We start from the raw sequence: 17,598 nt of genomic DNA, 5'->3' as shown, positions 1-17,598 counted from the left end.
GAGGAGACACGATGGCCGAACTTACCGACGAGGTGCGCACCTGGCTGACGCGCCGGCACCAGGCCGTTCTGATCACCATCCGAGCGAACGGTGCGCCGCAGTCCTCGAACGTTGGCACCGCTTTCGACGGCACCGACTTTCACGTCTCGGTCACGGCGTCGCGGGCGAAAACCCGCAACCTGCTGCGGGACCCGCGCGCAACCATGCACGTGCTCGGTCCCAACTTCTGGGCCTTCGCGTCCGTGTTGTGTACGGCCGAAGTTGGCGCCATCAGCACCGAGCCTGGCGACCAGCCCGGGCAAGACCTGCTCACCCTCTACAACTCGATCAGCGATGTGCCGCACCCGAACCCAGCCGAGTTCTTTCAGGCCATGGTCGACGAACGGCGGCTTCGACTGACGCTGCATCCGCTGAGTGTGTCAGGCAACGGCTGGCAGGCGCGCTGACTGACACGGCCGGCGGAGGAATCGGCCTGGCGCCGATGTGTGGAATCCGCGGAGTCAGTGAGTCCGGTGAGGCCGGTGAATCCGGTCCGTCCGGTGAGGCCGGTGAGGCCCGTGGGGCCCGTGAGCCGACGGGATCAGTGATCTCATAAACGGGCGCAAGACTGCGCATTGACGACACGCACCAGCGCAAATCCGTGCGCCCGAGAGCGTCACAAGCGTCACAGAGCGCAACTCAGCGTCACACGACGTCAGGAACCTTTGGCGCCGCCGCGCGATGGCCGTACGGTTGGCGACACGCAACGCCTGAACCCAGGCGTCACCGACGAAAGGGAAACCCGCTGTGTCCTACATCTGCCTGATACTTTCCGGCGCCGCGCTCCTCGTCAACGGGCTGGGGCTGCTCGGCCGCATCCCCGCGCGGGACAGCGGATACTTCAACCTCCTCATCGGCGGCACGCAACTGCTGTTGTGCGCCTTGCTCGCCGTGGCGGCGAACGGAAACTCGACAGCACTGCTGAGTGTGAGCGGCGTCTTTCTGTTCGGCCTGACCTACACCTACGTCGGGCTGGATTCCCTGCGCGGCCTCGGCTCGGTCGGCCTGGGCTGGTTCTGCGGGCTCGTCGCGGCACTCGGCCTCTTCTACGCTGCGGCCAGCATAGCCACCAACCCGTTGCTGAGCGTTCTGTGGCTCAGCTGGGCCGGCCTGTGGACGCTGTTCTTTCTCCTCCTGGCCCTGGGCAAGACCGGCCTCACCGCATACACCGGTTGGGCTCTCATTCTCACCAGCCAGGTCACGACCACCGTCCCGGCAATCCTCGGCTTGACCGGAACCTGGCCGACGGATGCGCCCGCCGCGATCATCGCGCTCGTCGCCATTGCTGCGCTGTTCGTTCTCGCCATCTTCCTCGCTGCCCCGGCGGCGAATCGCGCGCCACGCACCTCAGCCGCGGTTCCCACTGCTGTTCCTGCTTCAATTCCCGCTCCAGTTCCGGTCGAGGATTCGGCCGATTCGCTGCCCGCCTGACTCCGCGCAGCCAGCGCTCCCCTATCCAGCTCCCCCACCCTCTACCGCCGTACCGAACTCCCACACGAAAGGCCAGCACCATGTCAATTGCACCCACATTCATCCCGACCACCGAGGTCGAATATGAGACGATCGCAGAAGTTTTCCGGCCGATTTTTGCGCGGATCGCGCAGGGCGCATCCGCTCGAGAACGAGACCACAGTCTTCCGTACGACGAGATCACTGAACTCACGAACGCCAAGTTCGGCGCGCTGCGGGTGCCGGTCGAGTACGGCGGCTTCGGTGCCAGCCTGCCGCAACTGTTTCGGCTGCTGACCGAACTGGCGGCAGCCGACTCGAACATTCCCCAGGCGCTACGCGGGCACTTCGCGTTCGTCGAAGACCGGCTGGTCGCCCGCGACGGCCAGCGCGACGTCTGGCTGAGGCGGTTCGCCGACGGGCAGATCGCCGGCAACTCGTGGACAGAGGTGGGCACAGTGGCCATCGGCGATGTGATCACCAAGGTGAGCCCGATCCCCGGTGGCGATGGCAGCGAGTTCTACGTGAACGGCACGAAGTACTACTCGACGGGCAGTATCTTCGCGGACTGGATCGACACGTTCGCGCAGCGCACGGACAACGGTGCCAAGGTTATCGCCGTGGTCAACGCCCACCAGAGCGGCGTCAGCCACGCGGATGACTGGGACGGCTTCGGCCAGCAGACGACCGGTTCGGGAACCAGCACGTTCGTGAATGCGGTAGTCAAGGCCGAGGATGTGATCGATTTCGACACGCGATTCAAGTATCAGACGGCGTTCTATCAGGTCGTGCTCCTGGCGGTACTGGCGGGCAGCATTACAGCAGCCGAGCGTGAGATCGCCACCGAGGTGCGCAATCGCACCCGGATCTTCTCCCACGGCAACGCCGATTCGTTCGCGGCCGACCCGCAGATTCTGCAAGTGGTCGGCGAGGTCTCCGCCCAGGCCTATGCGGCGGAAGCCACTGTCGAGCGCGCCGCCCGCGCCCTTCAGGGCGCATACGAGGGTGCATTCCTCGGCGACGAGCTCGAGGACGAGCGCCGCAACGATGTCGCGGAACTCGAATCGGCAAAGGCACAGGTCGTGCTGACCGATCTCGCGACGAGAGCAACGTCCAACATCTTCAATGCGCTGGCGGCATCCGGGGTGAGCACGCATAAGAACTTCGATCGGCACTGGCGCAATGCGCGCACGGCGGCCAACCACAACCCCTGGGTGTTCAAGGCTCGCATTGTCGGCGATCACTCGGTCAACGGCACGACGCCACCACGCGTGTGGTCGATCGGAGCCGGGCCTAAGAAGGCGTAGCGCACTCCTACATTGGCGATGAGCTCTTGCCTGGACGGTTGGTCGTCTTCGGTTCGGCGGATATGACGAGATCTCCCTGAGTTCACAACTCAGGGAGATCTCGTCTTCTTGTGCTCGTCATTGAGCACTGCTCTTCGGGCGAGCAGTCAGTACCAGCAGTCAGTGTCTGCTGTTTCCCGTCATGGGCGGTTCACCGTAATGGTCGTTCCATTGCTGTCGCCATCCGGATCGGTGTTCGCCGTCGGCGCGTATGTTGACGACGCCTTCACCACGTTGGTGACGGTGAACACCGTCGATGTGGTGCGGGTTGGGAAAGAGATGTTCCCCAGTGTGCAGGTGCCGTCGGCGGCCGTGACGCAGGTCACGGTTCCCTTGTAGTTGGTGAATGTTCCGCTCACGGTTGCGCCTGACACGGCCACTCCGGCCGCATCCAGCACGGTGGCAGTCACTTGCGGCCGCCATTGATTCTTGGACGAGACAGCTGTGGTGGCGTTGTCCAGGTCCCCGATGTGATCGACCGCAGATGCGGGTGGCGGTGTCGAGCCGGTCGGTTGGTTGATCGTGAGGTACAGCAGGCTAGACGGCGCGGGGTACTGCATGAATTGCGTTCCGGCCTTGACAACGCCGGTGGAGATGATCCTGAGGTCTACACTCGTGACGGTATCCGCGAGGGTAGCGCCGCTCAAGGTGCATGTTCCGTCCGCCGACGTGATGCAACTCGTCATCGACACGGCAGCGGAGTATGCCCCAACCGTTGCGCCCGAAACCGGGACGCCCGCCAGATCCTTGATCGCGACGGTAGCCTGTGGTGTCCACGTTCCCGGCGTTGAAGAACCGACCGTGGCATCGCTGAAACTGTCGACGTGGATGAAGGATGCGAGAGTCAGCGTGTACGTTCCTCCTGCGCACGAACCAGTTTGGAAGTAGTCCGGTGCGGTCTCGGCAAGGTTCACCTGGGTGTCTATCGTATTCGGGCCGATCAGGTCGTGTGAGCCGGTCGCATAGAGAAGGCTGCTAGCCGCGTCATACTGGACCTCCGGGCTGATGCCCCATTGGGTGAACGATGTGCCGGTGCCACTCCAATCGGTGCAGACGAAGTTGTTGCCCTTCTTCATCACCAGTGGCGAGTATGTGCGGCTGCCGAACACCGAGGTGATTGTGTCGGGGCTGGAGACCAGACCGGAGACCCGGTACGAGGTCGTGCTGCCATCGGCACCGGTGAAGGTGACCGACGCGGTACTCATGGTGCTGTATTGGAAGGTGCCAGAGGGCGCCGGGCACCAGGCGTCTGCATAGTCGGGGTTGACCTGACAGGTGGAGGTGTAGGTGCCGTCAGCGTTGAGGGACACTTGCCCGGTCCCGCCATGCACGACTGTCCATTGCCCGTCGATGGCGGATGTCGCGTGAGCGGATTGCGGCGCGGCCATCATTGCCACGCCCATCGCGAGCGCTGACGCCAGTGCCAGCACCGCTGCCAACCGCTTCCATGTCGCCCGGTGTCGTAACCCATCGGGTCGCGATCCGTCGGGTGGTTCGTCTGCGCTCAAGCGGCCTGCGGTCAATGCGTGAAGCATGGTCTGTTCCCGTCTCTGTCGATAGCAGCGACACCAAATCACGAAGTCTTACTACTATCACTAATCATTATTATTTTTAGAGCGTATACCCAATGAAGTTCTTGTCAAGATTGTTAGTTATAGAATTTGGCCATGGCCGGTAATGAGTCTCCGCTCGACCCGGGAGTGGTGGCGAGCTTGGGCAGTCTGGACGATCCGGTGCGTCGCCGGCTGTATGAGTACATACGCGATCGCGACAAGCCGGCTGGCCGGGATCAGGTCGCGGGAGACACCGGCATCAGCCGCACGCTGGTCGCCTACCACCTGGACAAGTTGGTGGAGGCCGGCCTGTTGCGCGCCGACTACGCTCGGCCGCCCGGTCGCAGCGGGCCCGGCGCCGGCCGCCCCGCGAAGATTTACAGTCGCTCCGAACAAGACCTCTCCCTGAGCGTGCCGCCACGCGACTACGAACTGCTGGCCCGATTGCTGGTCTCCTCGGTCGACCGTGACCCCAGCGGTGCCGTGCGTGACGCAGTGAATGGGGCAGCATACGCGACGGGTCAGAGCATCGGCGCAGACTCGGCCGGGAGGGACCTCTTGACGGTTTTGGGCAGCTGTGGCTACCAACCCAGAGCCGACGACGACGGAACGATCGAACTGTGCAATTGCCCTTTCCACGCCCTCTCCCAAGAACACCGCGACATTGTGTGCGGTCTGAACTTGCACCTCATCCGGGGAGTCTTGGATTCCGGCGACCAACCGGATGCCCAGGCCGAGCTGACCTTTCGACCCAACCGTTGTTGCGTCACCATCCAGAACACGCAAAACGCCGCAATCCCAAGGCCGGGTTTGAAACCCAGCGCAAGCGCAAGTGAGGTCGCCAGCAAGCGCCCGATCACTGGCCGCCACACCGCAGACGAAACGTGAGCCTTGACAACGAGCGTTGACTGTCGGAGTCTAAGAGGACTCTAAAAAAGAGTTGGATTAGTGCTAGAGGCGTTGTTGCCGACGGCTTAGTCTTTCTCCGACCCATGAAGGGCACACCATGTTCACCCCATCAGCGACAACCACCTATTTTTCTGCGACCGACGCCGGGCACATCGGCGGGCCGGGCCGTCGGCAGCGCACGATCCAGCGCCGAATCGGCGCACTGGCCGCCGGCGCACTGCTGGCCGCAACCCTCTCTGCAGCACTGCCAATTCAGCTTCATGCTGTGACGCAGCCCGGCGGGAATAGCACGGCCGCTCACAGCACCGGGCAGCTCACCCCCACCGCCGACGGGATCACCGACGCCGCCTCTTCTATCGTGACAAAGGGGCAGAAGGGCTGAATCGCGCTGCGGCGACATAGTCAAGTACTGCCGCGCCTCGTGCCGGTTCGCAATTGCGCCGTTCCACATGTCGGGTTGCGGCTGGCGTTTGCCAGGTGCAGATGAGGGATCGACGGTAGCGAGACCTCATGGCAGGGGTCCCCTGTGCTCACCAGCGCTCACCACTCAACGACCAGACGTTGGCCGCTTGCATCCGCCCCCTTGACTTTCTGGATGGCCCACACGTAAGGTCTCTAAAACACATAGAAGTGTTTGTTACAAATTTTGGGCCGCTCCTCGGTGCACGCCCATTCCCGTCCTTACAAGGAAGTAGGCATCATGAATATCACCAGTAGAAACAGAACCAAATCTCGGTCGCCGATGTCGCTGCTAGTCACTTGTGCGGCATTCGTTGGACTGCTCATGACCGTCGGCGTCGGCGCGGCGCAGGCCACCACCGACCCCGGCGTCGGTGTCGGCACCCCGCATCCCGCCACAGACGTCTCGGTCGACGCGGGCTGGCAGGAATTCATCACCGACGGCATCGGCATCGGCAGCACCAAGGGTCCGTGGAACTTCACGAGCACCTCTGTCGTCAAGATCACCGTGACCGACGCGTTCTGCCACGGCGACCAGTTCGGCGTCTACGATAACGGTGCCCTGCTCGGCGACACCAGTAAGGTCGTCCCCGACGTCGTCTGCGTGTTCAAGCTGTACTTCCCTGCCAGCGCTCGGGCCGACGCTGCGATCCTCGACCCGGGGTACAGCCAGGGCACATTCTACGTCGCGCCGGGCGAGCATTCTTTGGACATGGTCAACCGAGTCTTGTGGACGCCCACCGCTGCCGGAACCGGCGCGTACTTCCGCCTCGACAGCGTCCAACTGACCAAGAATGACTGCAAGGACGGCGGTTGGCAGAACTTCGGCACGCTGTTCACAAACCAGGGCAGCTGCGTCAGTCTCACCCAGCCATCGGGCGCTGGGAGCTGACCCAGCCCCTCGTCTCGTGCGCCTCGGGCGATTGCCACGACTGCTCACGGCCGGTCCGGGCACCTCGACGAGACTGAACAACCCATACCGCTTCGGATTGGCCGTGGAGATCCGCATGCCGACGTGCGCAGGCCTCGATGCGCTCGCTCGCTGCGCTCCAACCCTCGCTCGCAGGCTCGCTCGGCGCTGGGGTCGCGCAATCGCTGACGCGATTGCCTGAGCTCCACCGCGCTACTCGACCAAGGGCGGCGCAGCCGCGGCAAAGTGGATGCCGGATTTCGTTATGTTGAATCTGCCTTATGTAAGGCGGATTCAACATAACGAAAACCGGCACCTCGAATTCGCGGGCACATCCCCCAGCGGTTGCGAAGACCAACCGCAGGTCGAGTCGCGAGGAACAGACGCTGGTCGAGTAGCGCGCGAGGAACGAGCACGCGTATCGAGACCACTCGCGAGGATCTCGATTCGGCCGCGGGCGGCCTACTCGATCAGCAGGGCGGGCGGCCTACCGCAGGTACTCGACGTCCAAATCGACCTGCGCTACCCGAACACCAGCGCCCAATGGGCATCCGGAGCGCGCACCTACTACTGCTTCATTTACACGCAATCTCGCCACGAACTCACAGGCAGCGCCGTCGCGTCCCATTGACCCGAGCATCAACCACAGCGCGCTGCCGCCCACCGGCGAACTCTCGCGATCCCGGTGCCACGCCGCCGCCGACCGCAACCACGCCGCCGACGCAACGTGTCAGTGTCGCAGCGCGACCCTGACCCCAGTCTCGTGCGCCTCGGTCGCCGCAGCATACAGATCGTGGGTGCGGGCGGCCTCGGCGGGCGTAGCGGTGCCGAACCGCTCGCCCAACTCGCCGGCGCGTTCCGCGAGGAAGGATGCCCACATCTGCAGGATGGCATCCGAGAAGCCGGATTCGAAGATGCCGCCAGTGACCGTCGGCCAGACCGATTGGCTGCCCGCCTCGATCGTCTGCCACGACTGCTCACGGCCGGTGCCAGGCACCTCGACAAGGCTGAACATCTCATACCGTTTCGGATTCGCGGTGGAGAACCGCACGCCGCCATCCATGCCGATCACCTCGAACAGCCAGGTGTTCTTGCAGCCGGGCGCGATGCGCTTGGTCTCAACGGTCAGCGGGAATCCCCCGTCACCGACCGGCACCCAGCCGTGCACGGTCGCGTTCTCCCAGGTGTCGCACACGACGGGTTCGCCGTCAGGTCCGGGGCGCGTCGGCACCAGATTTTGCAGTATCGCGGTCACCGACTCCGGTTCCCAGCCGAGACGTAGTGGCACGTGCCACGCGTGCAGGCCGAGGTCGTTCATCACGCCCGCCTGGCCACAGTACTTCGCCTGCCGCTTCCAGTTGATGGGCTTGTTCGGGTCGAGATCGCTGGAGTGCAGAAAAGCGCTGCGCACCTCGATGATGCGGCCGGCGGCTCCGGAGCGAACGTAGTCGATCGCCCGCTGCGCGGCCGGATAGAACGGCATCTCACTGGAGCAGCGCACGAAGCTCTTCGGATGCTCGGCGATGATCGAGAGGATGGCGGTCGCGGCATCTCGGTCGATGCCGAACGGCTTCTCGGCAAGCAGGTCTTTGCCCGCGCGGATCACGTCGCCGTAGATCTGCTCGTGCAGGTCGTGACGCACAGCGACGTAAACGACGTCGACGTCGGGGTTTGCCAGCAGCTCTCGGTAGTCAGTGGTCTTCTGTGTGACGGTTTCAATCTGGTCGAACCACGTGAGAGCGACCGGGTTGATGTCGCACACCGCGCGCAGCCGGGGCCGAACCGGGTGATCGACGAGCGCCGGCCACCGTTGAAGCGCCGCCGCAATCTCGCGACCCATGAGTCCGCCGCCGATGATTGCGATGCCCACCTCGCGTGCGGTCACAGCCCATCACCCCTAACCAGCTTCAGCGCCGCGTCGACAGAGAGCCCGGCGTGCAGCACTCCCATGAGAGCGGCGGTGATGCCCGCCGGATTCTCGTGCTGGATCACGTTGCGCCCGTAGACGATGCCGGCGGCTCCGGCATCCAGCACCCGCGCCGTGCGCTCCAGCAGCGTGCGGTCGTCGACTCGGCCACCGCCGCGCACAAGAACGGGGATGCCATCGGCGATCTCGATAACTCGATGGTATGTGGAGAGATCCTCGGATGGATCGGCCTTGATGAGATCGGCACCGAGTTCGGCAGCCTGGCGCACGAGAGCGACGATTCGGTCGATGTCGCCGTCGACCATGTAGCCTCCGCCGGCCTTCGCTCCGGTCTGCATGACCAGGGGCTCGATCATGAGCGGCATCTGGAATCGCGTCGCCGCCCGGCGCAATTCCATGATTGAAAGGATGTTCGCCTCGCGGATCTCGGACCGCCCCGGCAACTGCATGAGGTTTGCGCAGACGGCCACGGCATCCAATCGCACCGCCTCTTCGATGGCGTGCGGCACGTGGTGGCTGAAGATGTGCTCGTCGAGAGGCTCGCCGTAGACGTTGGCGATGTCCGTGCGCATGACGAGCGCGGGCTTGAGTTTTCCGGGTCGGGACTGCAGCTTTGAGGCCTGCCCCATCGTGAGCTGGATGGCATCGGGGTTCGCTTCGACAAGCGTGTCGATCACGGCGCTCATGCGCTCGATGCCGCCGAGGAAGCTCGATTCGCCGAAGAATCCGTGGTCGACAGCGACGTCGAGCGCGCGGCCTGAGACCGGATTGAAGAGTCGATTCAGGCGGTGAGGTGTCACGGTGCTTCTCCTTCGAATCGCACCCCGGTGCTCGCGGACCAGGATGCTGTCAGTCATGGTAGTCGCCGGTGCGTACGGTGGCTCATCCCTTGTGACACCGGTGTCATACCTCTATTATGGCCCCATGTCCCCACTGAGTCCGCTTCGCATGCCGCCGGCCCCCATCCAGCACTTCTACCGCGGCGGCGATCGCCTCGCGGCGCTGCGCGGCGCCGCGGTGACCAGTGACCACCAGCCTGAGGAATGGCTGGCCTCAACGACGCACAGGTTCGGCGAGTCTGATATCGGCCTGTCGCGTACGGAAGATGGTGCGCTGCTGCGCGATCTCGTGGCAGCCGACCCTGACGGGTGGGTCGGCACTTCGGATGCCGGTGCAGGCGACGTGGGAGTGCTGGTCAAGCTGCTGGATGCTCGGCAGCGACTTCCCGTGCACGTGCACCCGGACCGGCCCTTCGCGACCAGCCACCTGGGCTGCCCCTACGGCAAGACCGAGGCCTGGTTCGTGCTCGACGCTGAGCCGGGGTGCGCGTTCTACGTCGGGTGGCGGCATCCGGTCGATCGAACGGAACTCGACCGCCGGCGCGACGCGCAGGACGGCCAATGGATGCTTGACAACATGAACCGCATCGAGGCGCGTTCCGGAATCGGCGTCGTCGTGCCCGCCGGCACGGTGCACGCCATCGACGGCGGAATCTTCGTCGCGGAGGTGCAGGAACCCACCGACTTCTCGATCCTGCTGGAGTGGTCGGTGACCACCTCCAGGCGAGAAGAGTCGCATCTGGATCTCGGGTTCGACGCTGCGATGCAGGCGGTCTCGACCGACGCGTTCGGCGCGGACCGTCTTGCGAAGATCACCACGCAAGCGGATCCCGCGGGCTCCGTTCTCCAGACCGTGCTGGCATCCGTCGCGGATCCTTTCTTCCGACTGCGCCAGGCCGCGGCGACCCCATCGACCGGCACCGATGTTGTCGAGGCTGGATTCGGCGTCGTCCTGGTCACAGCGGGATCCGGGCAGCTGGTCGGCGCTGGCGAACCCGTCTCGGTTGAGCGTGGTGAGGTGTATGCGGTTCCGGCCGGCTTCGGTGGCTGGCACGTTGAGGGCGATGCCGCGATCCTCGTCGCGAGCGCCGCCGCCAGCTGGCCCGCCGGAGTCGACTGGCCCGCCGGAGTTACTCGGTGACGGACTACGTCGTCGGCATCGACGTCGGCTCGACAAGCGTCAAGGTGCTGGCCGCCGAGCTCGACGGCACGGGCGTCGCCGTCGCCAGCCGGCGCACCCCGTGGGCGAATCTCAACGGCGGCCAAGCTGAGCTCGACGCGTCGGTACTCGTCGATCTCGTCTTCGCTCTCATCCGCGAGCTTGATGCAACCCTCGCTGCCCGCGGGCCTTATCGGGTAGTCGCCGCGGCAACCTCGGGCATGGCTGAGGCTGGGGTCGTGCTCGATCCGATTGGTGCGGCTAAGGCACCGATCATGGCGTGGTTCGACCCCCGCGGCGGCCATGAAATGGCAGCCACTCCGCCGGAATTCCGGGCCGAGTTTCCCGGGCGCACCGGGCTACCGGTCGGGCCGATGGCATCGTTCTCAAAACTCCTGCACCTGCAAGCGCGCGGGATCGACCTGTCGGATGCCACCTTCCTGAACCTGCCGGAGTTCATCGCCCATGCGCTCGGCGCGCCCCGGGTTGCCGAGAGCTCACTGGTTTCGCGCACCGGCTTGATCGACCAAGACACCGGCGAGCTGTGGCACGCCGCCGTCGAAGTGCTCGGGCTCGAGTCGAGGATCCTCGGCGCCCGTGTCGACGCCGGCCGCACGATCGGCAACATCACGACCGACCGAGTGCCGCAGCCGTTCCGCGGTGCGCAGCTCACCATCGCCGGTCACGATCACCTGGTCTCGGCGGCGGCCGCGGGCGCTACCCGTGGGCATCAGCTCTACGACTCGATCGGCACCGCGGAAGCGCTCGTGCAGTTGAGTGACAAGCCGCTGACCTTCGCAGCCCGCGAGCGCCTCGCCACGGCGGGAATCACCACCGGCCGTTATCCGCTACCCGGCCTGCACGCCCTGCTCGCCGGCACCAAAGCCGGCCTGCTGATGCGACGCACGCTGCAACTCGTCGGCATCACCGACGCAGAAGGCCGCGCACAAATTGACGAAGCCGTCATGGCGCTGCCCGCGACCGGAGCCCTGGTCGAAGACGCTCTGCAGGTGCTTGGCGGCGAGAACCGCGACGGCGTGCTGCGCATCACGGCGCGCAGCGACAACCTGTCACCGGCCGAGCTGTTCGGCGCGGTCCTTAGGCACGGCAACGATCTCTGCGGGGAACTTCTCGCCGTGATGCATCGCGAGATCCCGACTCCGACGTCCACCGTGCTCACCGGCGGCTGGGCGTCGATGCGTAGCGTCGTGCGGGCACGCGCCGAGATCCTCCCCGACATCCGCGTCGACACGGTCGAAGAGGGCACCGCGTTCGGCGCCGCCGCGTTCGCGCTCTGGGCCTGCCGGGAGCATGCCACCTTCCACGACGCCACCGAAGACTTCCTCGAACACACCCACGTCGGCGCGAATGATCAGGGCGCGAATGATCAGGGCGCGAATGATGAGGGCGCATGAGCGTCGTCACGGTCACTCCCGCCGGCGCAATCGACCTCACCTATCGTGTCGACACGCTGCGTCGCGGTGACTTTATTCGGTCACAATCGTCGGTGCGCGAAATCAGCGGCAAGGGCGTGAACGTTGCCGTCGCGCTTGCAACGGGCGGGATGGATGCTGCGGCGGTCGTCGTGCTCGGCTCCGAAGATGCGTCGCTGGCCGCGGCATCGCCACATGCCGATGTGCTGCGGCCGGTCTTCCTGCCGGGTCAGACCCGCATCAACACGCAGATCGTCGACGCCGGCGGAGTGACCACCAAGGTCAACGGGCCGGTTCGCTCGATGACAGCGCGGCAGTGGCAGCACGTCGTCAATGCGACGGATGCCGAGATCGCCGCGACGAGCGCAAGCTGGCTCGTCGTGGGCGGTTCACTGCCCGCCGTCGACGGTCAGCTCACCGACATCCGCAGCCTCACGACCACGGCATCCGCCCGCGGGCTGCGAGTGGCGGTGGACACGAGCGGGGAGCCGTTGCGGCACCTGATCGCAGACCCAGCGGGCATCGACCTGATCAAGCCCAACGTTCATGAGCTGTCGGATGCGCTCGGCGGCCTGGCGCTGCGCACGCTTGGCGATGTGGTCGAGGCCGCGCGCGTGGTGATCGCTCGGGGTATCGACCTGCTGTACGTGAGCATCGGCGCAGATGGAGCACTCGTCGTCTCGCACGACACGGTGGTGCACGCGGTCGCCCACGCACAACGGCTGGCGAGCACGGCCGGAGCAGGCGATGCTTCACTCGCCGGCTTCATCCTCGGTGCCGGATCGGCGGTAAATCTCGACCTGGTCGCGGGCTGCACGATGGCGGCGCGTTTCGGCACGCTTGCGGTCAGTCAGCAGGCGACGCTCGTCACGTCCCTTCGCGACCTTCCGGATGCCGTCACCACGGTCGATCCCGAGCCAACGTGGCCGCTTGCCGAGCCCGCTGGCTGAGGCTGGGCATCCGTCGTCGGCTCAGGCCGATTCGCGCTCGACGAGCGTCACGTCGAGCACGGTGTGCAGCGGGAAGCTGGCGGTCGGAGACTCCAGCCGATCGTAGATGCGCTGGGCGGCGAGCTGGCCCATGCGCGACGGATTCTGGTCCATGATCGTCAGCGCCGGCGTCAGCAGGTCCGCCATCGGAAAGTCGCCGAAGCCGATGACCGCGAGCGGGCTGCCGCGCAGTGCCGCGGTGAGGGGCATCGACGTGCGGGCGTTAGCCGAGAAGATCGCGGTCGGCGGGTTGGCCAACGCGGTGAGCTTCGCGACGGCGGCGGCAGCCGCGTGCCGCTCGGTGATGTGCTCCATCACAAGTTTCGGGTCATACGGGATGCCATGTTCGGCGAGGGCCCGCCGGTAGCCTTCACGCCGATCGGACTCCGTAACCAACAGCGGGTCACGACCGAGGTAGGCAATGCGGCGGTGGCCCTTCGCAATCAGATACGACGTTGCGGCGAAGCCGCCGCCCCGATCGTCGTCGGTGAAGGAATCCGTCACGAGGTTTTGCGGCGCGCGGTCGACGAACACGATCGGCGTGTGCTCCTGCCAGCGCCGGAGCCAGCCGTGGTCGGTGCTCACCGGCGCGAGAATCAGGCCGGTCAGCTGTCGGCCGAGAAGCCGCTCGACGATTCCCTGCTCGGTGGCGGGATCTTCACCGAGGCTGGTCACGAGAGTCGACATGCCGTATGTGGATGCCACGTCATCGATCGCGCGGGCGATCGCGGCGAAGAACGGGTCGACAACGTCCGGCACCGCAACGCCGAGGGCCGCAGTGCGCCCGGAGCGGAACGTGGTCGCCAGCGCATTGGGAACGTAGTTGAGCTCGCGCATGGCCTGTTCGACGAGCCCACGCTTCTCCGGCAGCACGTGCGGGTCGTTATTGAAGACGCGCGACACGGTCTTGACGCTCACACCGGCGCGCGCTGCGACATCACGCATTGTGGCCATAGTCTCCCCCTCCCCGAACTGCAGCGCTCAGGCACCCCCGACGTCAATCGTGCCTTCGCCAGAGTACCGGCTGCGCATCTGCGCGCGCGCCGCGTGTCGAGCCCATCGTCAGTGCCCATCGTCAGTGCCCATCGTCAGAGCCCATCGACGGCCGCCTGCAATTCGTACAGACGCGGCAGCGCGCGGCCCGTGAGCAGTTCCTCGCGACGGATCGGATCGAACGACAGGGCGTCCTTCCAAACGGCGCGGCCGGCCATCGCGCCTGATGCCCCGCCCGCCATCGCGACCTGCACCTGGCCGAGGAAGGTCTCGTGATCGACGCCCGCAGACAGCACCGCCCAGGGGACGCCCCCCGCGGCATCCGTCACGGAGCGGCATCCGTCTGCCGATCCCGGATACTGCAGCTTCAACACCTTCGAGCCATGCTCGATAGCAAGGCGCGCCCCGTCGGCGACGAGGTCGGTGAACTTGGCCTGGTATTCGTGCTCCGTCTCCTCCTCCAGGCGATAGGTGAGCAGCTCCACAACCAAAAGCACGCCCTCACGGTCGCAGTCGGCGATGGCGGTGTCCAAGTCGCGCAGCAGGCGGGCATCGTGCGGTTGCCGGTCGGGGCGCGTGTAGTAGAGCATCTTGGCGGCATCGCCGCCGAAGTCACGCACCTGCCGGGCGGTGATGCCGGGTACGAAGTTCGTGTATTTCAGGCCGTCGACAACGTCGGCACCCGAGGAATCCATTCCCACGACGAGCGCGGTGTCGCGGGTGAGCACGCGATCATCGACGATGCCGGGCAGCGCCACCTCGGGGTCGAGCAGAATTGCCGGGGCGTGATTGGCCAGGTGCTGAACCAGATCGGCCTTGATGACGGCGAGCTCGGCAGCGGTGATGCCCGCTTCCGGCGCATCCTGCACGACAGCCTTCATGCTGTTGCGCTGGTCGGCGGCGATGACGAGCATGTTGCCGCGGTCAGTGGAGATCCGCTGCAGGGCACGGCGTTCGATGGTGGTGAGGTCGTTCATGGGCTGCTCCTTAGCAGGGTACGGGCGAGCAGCGCGGCACCATGGGCGGTGTCCTGCTCGCGTGATGAGACCGTGAGGTCAGGAAGCACGCGGCTGCGTGCACGCCGAACGCTGGACATGCTCGCCCAGCCGCCGGTGAGAATGGTCGTGGTGGCGGGCGGCAGCTCACGTTCGATGGCGTTCAGAAGCATGCGGATCTCGTCGTTGCTGTGCCTCAGCACCGCGCCGAACAGCTCCGCCGGGCTCACGCCGTCGCTTCGGATTTCCAGCTGCAGCACGCCGTCGTCGTTGCGGGCGCCGGATGCCACCAGGGCGCCGTCGGGCAGTGCGCCCTCGTAGGGCAGTTCGCACACGTCGTCGTCGAGCCGATCACGCCCCGCCCGGTCGCTGACACCGGCGAGTTGCAGTGCCCGCCGCAGCAACAAGCCGCTCTTGACGCCGGCGACGATGACGTGCCGTCCCGGCACGATATGGCGCACCTCGTTGATCAGACTGCCCGCAAGGCGGCCGCGGGCTTCGGGCGACAGCGGCCGGTCCGTGACACGCAGGATCACCTCGGCGGTGCCCATCGACACGTGATAACGGCCCGGTTGCAGCGAACCCATCGCCTCAGCCGCCACGAGATGATCGTGGCCGGCGACGGTGAGCGCCGCGCCCGCGAACGGCCCCGAACGAACAGCGGATGCCGCCCCCCACGACGTTCCTGCTCCTCGCAGAGGCGGGATGAATTCTCGCCCGACGCCGAGCTCGGCTAGTGCGAGCGACCACGGCTCCCCCGTGTTCTGGTCGAGTAAACCGGTGCGGGACGCCAGCGAGTATTCGGCGGCGACGTCGCCGCCGAGGTGCGCGGCCGCGAATTCGGGGATGTTCAGCCAGCGGAAGCTCTCAAGGGCAATACCGCGACTCCGCTCGTAGGCCAATTTGGCCAGCGACACCTGCGCGCCGAGCGGCAGGCCGGTGCGCCCGGCGAACTCGGCCCGCAGTTCGGGCGAAAAGGATGCGGCTTCAGCGGCGCCGCGCGGATCGAACCACGCGAACGCGGGTGCGGCCACGTTCAGCTCGTCATCGACGAGGAATCCGGTCTCGCCCATGCCTGCGATGCCGATCGCCTCAACGACGGTGTCGGCGGGCAGCGCAGCACCGGTGGCGGCGACCAAGTCGTCAATGGCGGTGCGCAGGGCCACGGCATCCAATTCGGTGGTCCCGCCCCGACCGGTGCGCCACGGGGTCGGCACCTGTTCGCACGCGATCTGGCTGCCGTCCGCGTCGGACACCAGCATTTTCAATGACGTGCTGCCGAGGTCGATGCCCGCGGTGAGAGGTGACGGTGCGGGCATGGAACGCTTCCTCTCATCGCAGGTGCCTGAAACCATGACACCGGTGTCATGAATGCCTCTATAGTGGGTCCTGTGCACGATTCCTGTCAAGTGGCGCCCCGTTCGATTGCCATCAGCGGTGAGGCCGGCAGCGGCAAGAGCACTCTCGGCCGGGCACTCGCCTTCGAACTGCGACTGCCGCTGATCGACCTCGACAGCGTGACCAATCCGCTGCTCGACGCCCTGCCCGCCAGCGAACATTGGCTGACCGGGCCGGATGCCGGTGCAATCCGTAACGGGCGTTATGCGGCCTTGCGCACGGTGGCGCGGGATGTGATCGCCACCACCGGCGGAGCGGTGCTCGTTGCCCCGTTCACGGCTGAACTCGGCGGAGGCGTGGCGTGGGATGACCTGCAGAATGCCTGCGGTCCCCTCCAGGTGGTGCGCATCGTCGGCGACCCCGCGTTGTTCGCGGCACGCCGATCAGATCGCGATGCCGCTCGCGACGAGTTTCGCCCGGATCAGCCGGCGCCCGACGTGCGCGTGCCGGTCATCGAGCTCGACGCCGACCTCAGCACAGTGCAGCAGCTGGCGCGGCTCTTTCCCGCGCTCGGCGATCGGATGCCTGTTGCCGCAGACGCGATAATCTTCAGCTCGACGTACGACGCAGTGCTGTGCGATCTCGACGGTTCGCTCATCGATTCGACGGCATCCGTCGCCCGCTCGTGGCGACGCTGGGCAGACCATTACGGCGTGTCGGCCGACGCGCTTCATGCCAACCACGGTCGCCCGGCACGAACGCTCGTGTCCGCGCTGATCGAGCCGGAGTGCCAGATCGAAGCGCTCGAGCGGATCGAGCGCATGGAGGTCGCCGATGCGCTGAGTGTGCGCGCGGTGCGCGGCGCGCCGGCGTTCTGGGCGTCGCTGCCCGAGCAGCGCCGGGCGATCGTCACGTCGGGCACCGTGCCCATCGCGTCGGCGCGGATGGAAGCCACCGGCCTGTCACGGCCCGCCGTGTGGGTCACGGCCGAGGAAGTCACGCACGGCAAGCCCGACCCGGAGCCCTACCTGATCGCAGCCGAGCGCCTCGGCGTCGACCCCGGCCGTTGCCTCGTCATCGAAGACGCGCCGGCCGGCATTGCGTCGGCGCGGGCGGCCGGATGCCACGTGCTCGCCGTCACCGGCACCGGATCGCTTGACGAGCTGGCTGCCGCATCCGCTGTCGTCGACGGTCTCGACCGCGTGCGCGTCGAGCAGGTCGCGGGCGGATTGCGCCTCCTGCTTGTGAGCTGATCGGCTG

The 17,598-nt window shown here is 66.0% G+C and carries 16 protein-coding genes; 10 read left to right on the top strand and 6 right to left on the bottom strand.

The window, feature by feature from the left end:
• Positions 1–11: 11 nt before the first annotated feature.
• The 3 genes from QU604_RS06340 (at position 12) to QU604_RS06330 (ending at position 2,795) form a co-directional block, all read left to right on the top strand.
• Positions 12–446, top strand: coding sequence for a PPOX class F420-dependent oxidoreductase (locus tag QU604_RS06340; RefSeq protein WP_308467964.1), 435 nt, complete (start codon positions 12–14; stop codon positions 444–446).
• 340 nt (positions 447–786) lie between these two features.
• Entirely contained in the window at positions 787–1,470 is a 684-nt protein-coding gene (locus QU604_RS06335; protein WP_308467963.1) for an AmiS/UreI family transporter, read from the top strand.
• An 80-nt stretch (positions 1,471–1,550) separates the two neighbouring features.
• Positions 1,551–2,795 (top strand): acyl-CoA dehydrogenase family protein, encoded by a 1,245-nt coding sequence (locus QU604_RS06330; protein WP_308467962.1) that lies wholly within the window; start codon positions 1,551–1,553, stop codon positions 2,793–2,795.
• A gap of 179 nt (positions 2,796–2,974) precedes the next feature.
• On the opposite strand, the gene QU604_RS06325 is transcribed toward QU604_RS06330, so the two are convergent.
• On the bottom strand, positions 2,975–4,273 hold the full coding sequence (locus tag QU604_RS06325) for a hypothetical protein (RefSeq protein ID WP_308467961.1): 1,299 nt from the start codon (positions 4,271–4,273) through the stop codon (positions 2,975–2,977).
• Between the two features lie 228 nt (positions 4,274–4,501).
• Here QU604_RS06325 and QU604_RS06320 point away from each other — a divergent pair, with 228 nt between their 5' ends.
• The 3 genes from QU604_RS06320 (at position 4,502) to QU604_RS06310 (ending at position 6,647) form a co-directional block, all read left to right on the top strand.
• The gene (locus QU604_RS06320) at positions 4,502–5,275 is read left to right on the top strand and encodes a helix-turn-helix transcriptional regulator (RefSeq protein ID WP_308467960.1); all 774 of its coding nucleotides are present in this window, start codon (positions 4,502–4,504) and stop codon (positions 5,273–5,275) included.
• Between the two features lie 118 nt (positions 5,276–5,393).
• On the top strand, positions 5,394–5,678 hold the full coding sequence (locus tag QU604_RS06315) for a hypothetical protein (protein WP_308467959.1): 285 nt from the start codon (positions 5,394–5,396) through the stop codon (positions 5,676–5,678).
• A gap of 402 nt (positions 5,679–6,080) precedes the next feature.
• On the top strand, positions 6,081–6,647 hold the full coding sequence (locus QU604_RS06310) for a hypothetical protein (protein ID WP_308467958.1): 567 nt from the start codon (positions 6,081–6,083) through the stop codon (positions 6,645–6,647).
• Between the two features lie 748 nt (positions 6,648–7,395).
• Here the strand turns inward: QU604_RS06310 and QU604_RS06305 are convergent.
• Positions 7,396–8,550 carry a Gfo/Idh/MocA family protein gene (locus QU604_RS06305; RefSeq protein ID WP_308467957.1) on the bottom strand — a complete coding sequence of 385 codons (1,155 nt, stop codon included), beginning with the start codon at positions 8,548–8,550 and terminating at the stop codon, positions 7,396–7,398.
• Positions 8,547–9,392: a class I fructose-bisphosphate aldolase gene (locus QU604_RS06300; protein ID WP_308467956.1), complete on the bottom strand. Its 846-nt coding sequence runs from the start codon at positions 9,390–9,392 to the stop codon at positions 8,547–8,549. The genes QU604_RS06305 and QU604_RS06300 overlap by 4 nt, the downstream gene beginning before the upstream one ends.
• Before the next feature lie 124 nt (positions 9,393–9,516).
• On the opposite strand from QU604_RS06300, the gene QU604_RS06295 reads away from it, so the two are divergent.
• Genes QU604_RS06295 through QU604_RS06285 form a run of 3 tightly spaced genes read left to right on the top strand, consistent with a single transcriptional unit; the run spans position 9,517 to position 12,973 of the window.
• Complete coding sequence (locus tag QU604_RS06295; protein ID WP_308467955.1) at positions 9,517–10,572, top strand: class I mannose-6-phosphate isomerase; 1,056 nt, start codon at positions 9,517–9,519, stop codon at positions 10,570–10,572.
• The gene (locus QU604_RS06290) at positions 10,569–12,005 is read left to right on the top strand and encodes an FGGY family carbohydrate kinase (RefSeq protein WP_308467954.1); all 1,437 of its coding nucleotides are present in this window, start codon (positions 10,569–10,571) and stop codon (positions 12,003–12,005) included. Before QU604_RS06295 ends, QU604_RS06290 begins: the two co-directional genes overlap by 4 nt.
• Complete coding sequence (locus QU604_RS06285) at positions 12,002–12,973, top strand: 1-phosphofructokinase family hexose kinase (protein ID WP_308467953.1); 972 nt, start codon at positions 12,002–12,004, stop codon at positions 12,971–12,973. Before QU604_RS06290 ends, QU604_RS06285 begins: the two co-directional genes overlap by 4 nt.
• A gap of 21 nt (positions 12,974–12,994) precedes the next feature.
• Here the strand turns inward: QU604_RS06285 and QU604_RS06280 are convergent, their stop codons facing one another.
• The 3 genes from QU604_RS06280 to QU604_RS06270 form a co-directional block, all read right to left on the bottom strand.
• A complete protein-coding gene (locus tag QU604_RS06280; RefSeq protein WP_308467952.1) occupies positions 12,995–13,966 on the bottom strand; it encodes a LacI family DNA-binding transcriptional regulator in 972 nt (323 codons plus the stop codon).
• A gap of 134 nt (positions 13,967–14,100) precedes the next feature.
• Positions 14,101–14,982: a hypothetical protein gene (locus QU604_RS06275; protein WP_308467951.1), complete on the bottom strand. Its 882-nt coding sequence runs from the start codon at positions 14,980–14,982 to the stop codon at positions 14,101–14,103.
• Complete coding sequence (locus tag QU604_RS06270; RefSeq protein WP_308467950.1) at positions 14,979–16,319, bottom strand: FGGY-family carbohydrate kinase; 1,341 nt, start codon at positions 16,317–16,319, stop codon at positions 14,979–14,981. The genes QU604_RS06275 and QU604_RS06270 overlap by 4 nt, the downstream gene beginning before the upstream one ends.
• Before the next feature lie 72 nt (positions 16,320–16,391).
• Between QU604_RS06270 and QU604_RS06265 the strand changes: the two genes are divergently transcribed.
• Entirely contained in the window at positions 16,392–17,591 is a 1,200-nt protein-coding gene (locus QU604_RS06265; RefSeq protein ID WP_308467949.1) for an HAD-IA family hydrolase, read from the top strand.
• Positions 17,592–17,598 lie beyond the last annotated feature (7 nt).

The organism is Rathayibacter sp. SW19, assembly GCF_030866825.1.
Classification (GTDB): Bacteria; Actinomycetota; Actinomycetes; order Actinomycetales; family Microbacteriaceae; genus Rathayibacter_A; species Rathayibacter_A soli.
The sequence above is the reverse complement of the archived record's forward strand: the minus strand, read 5'-3'. Positions and strand labels throughout refer to the sequence as shown.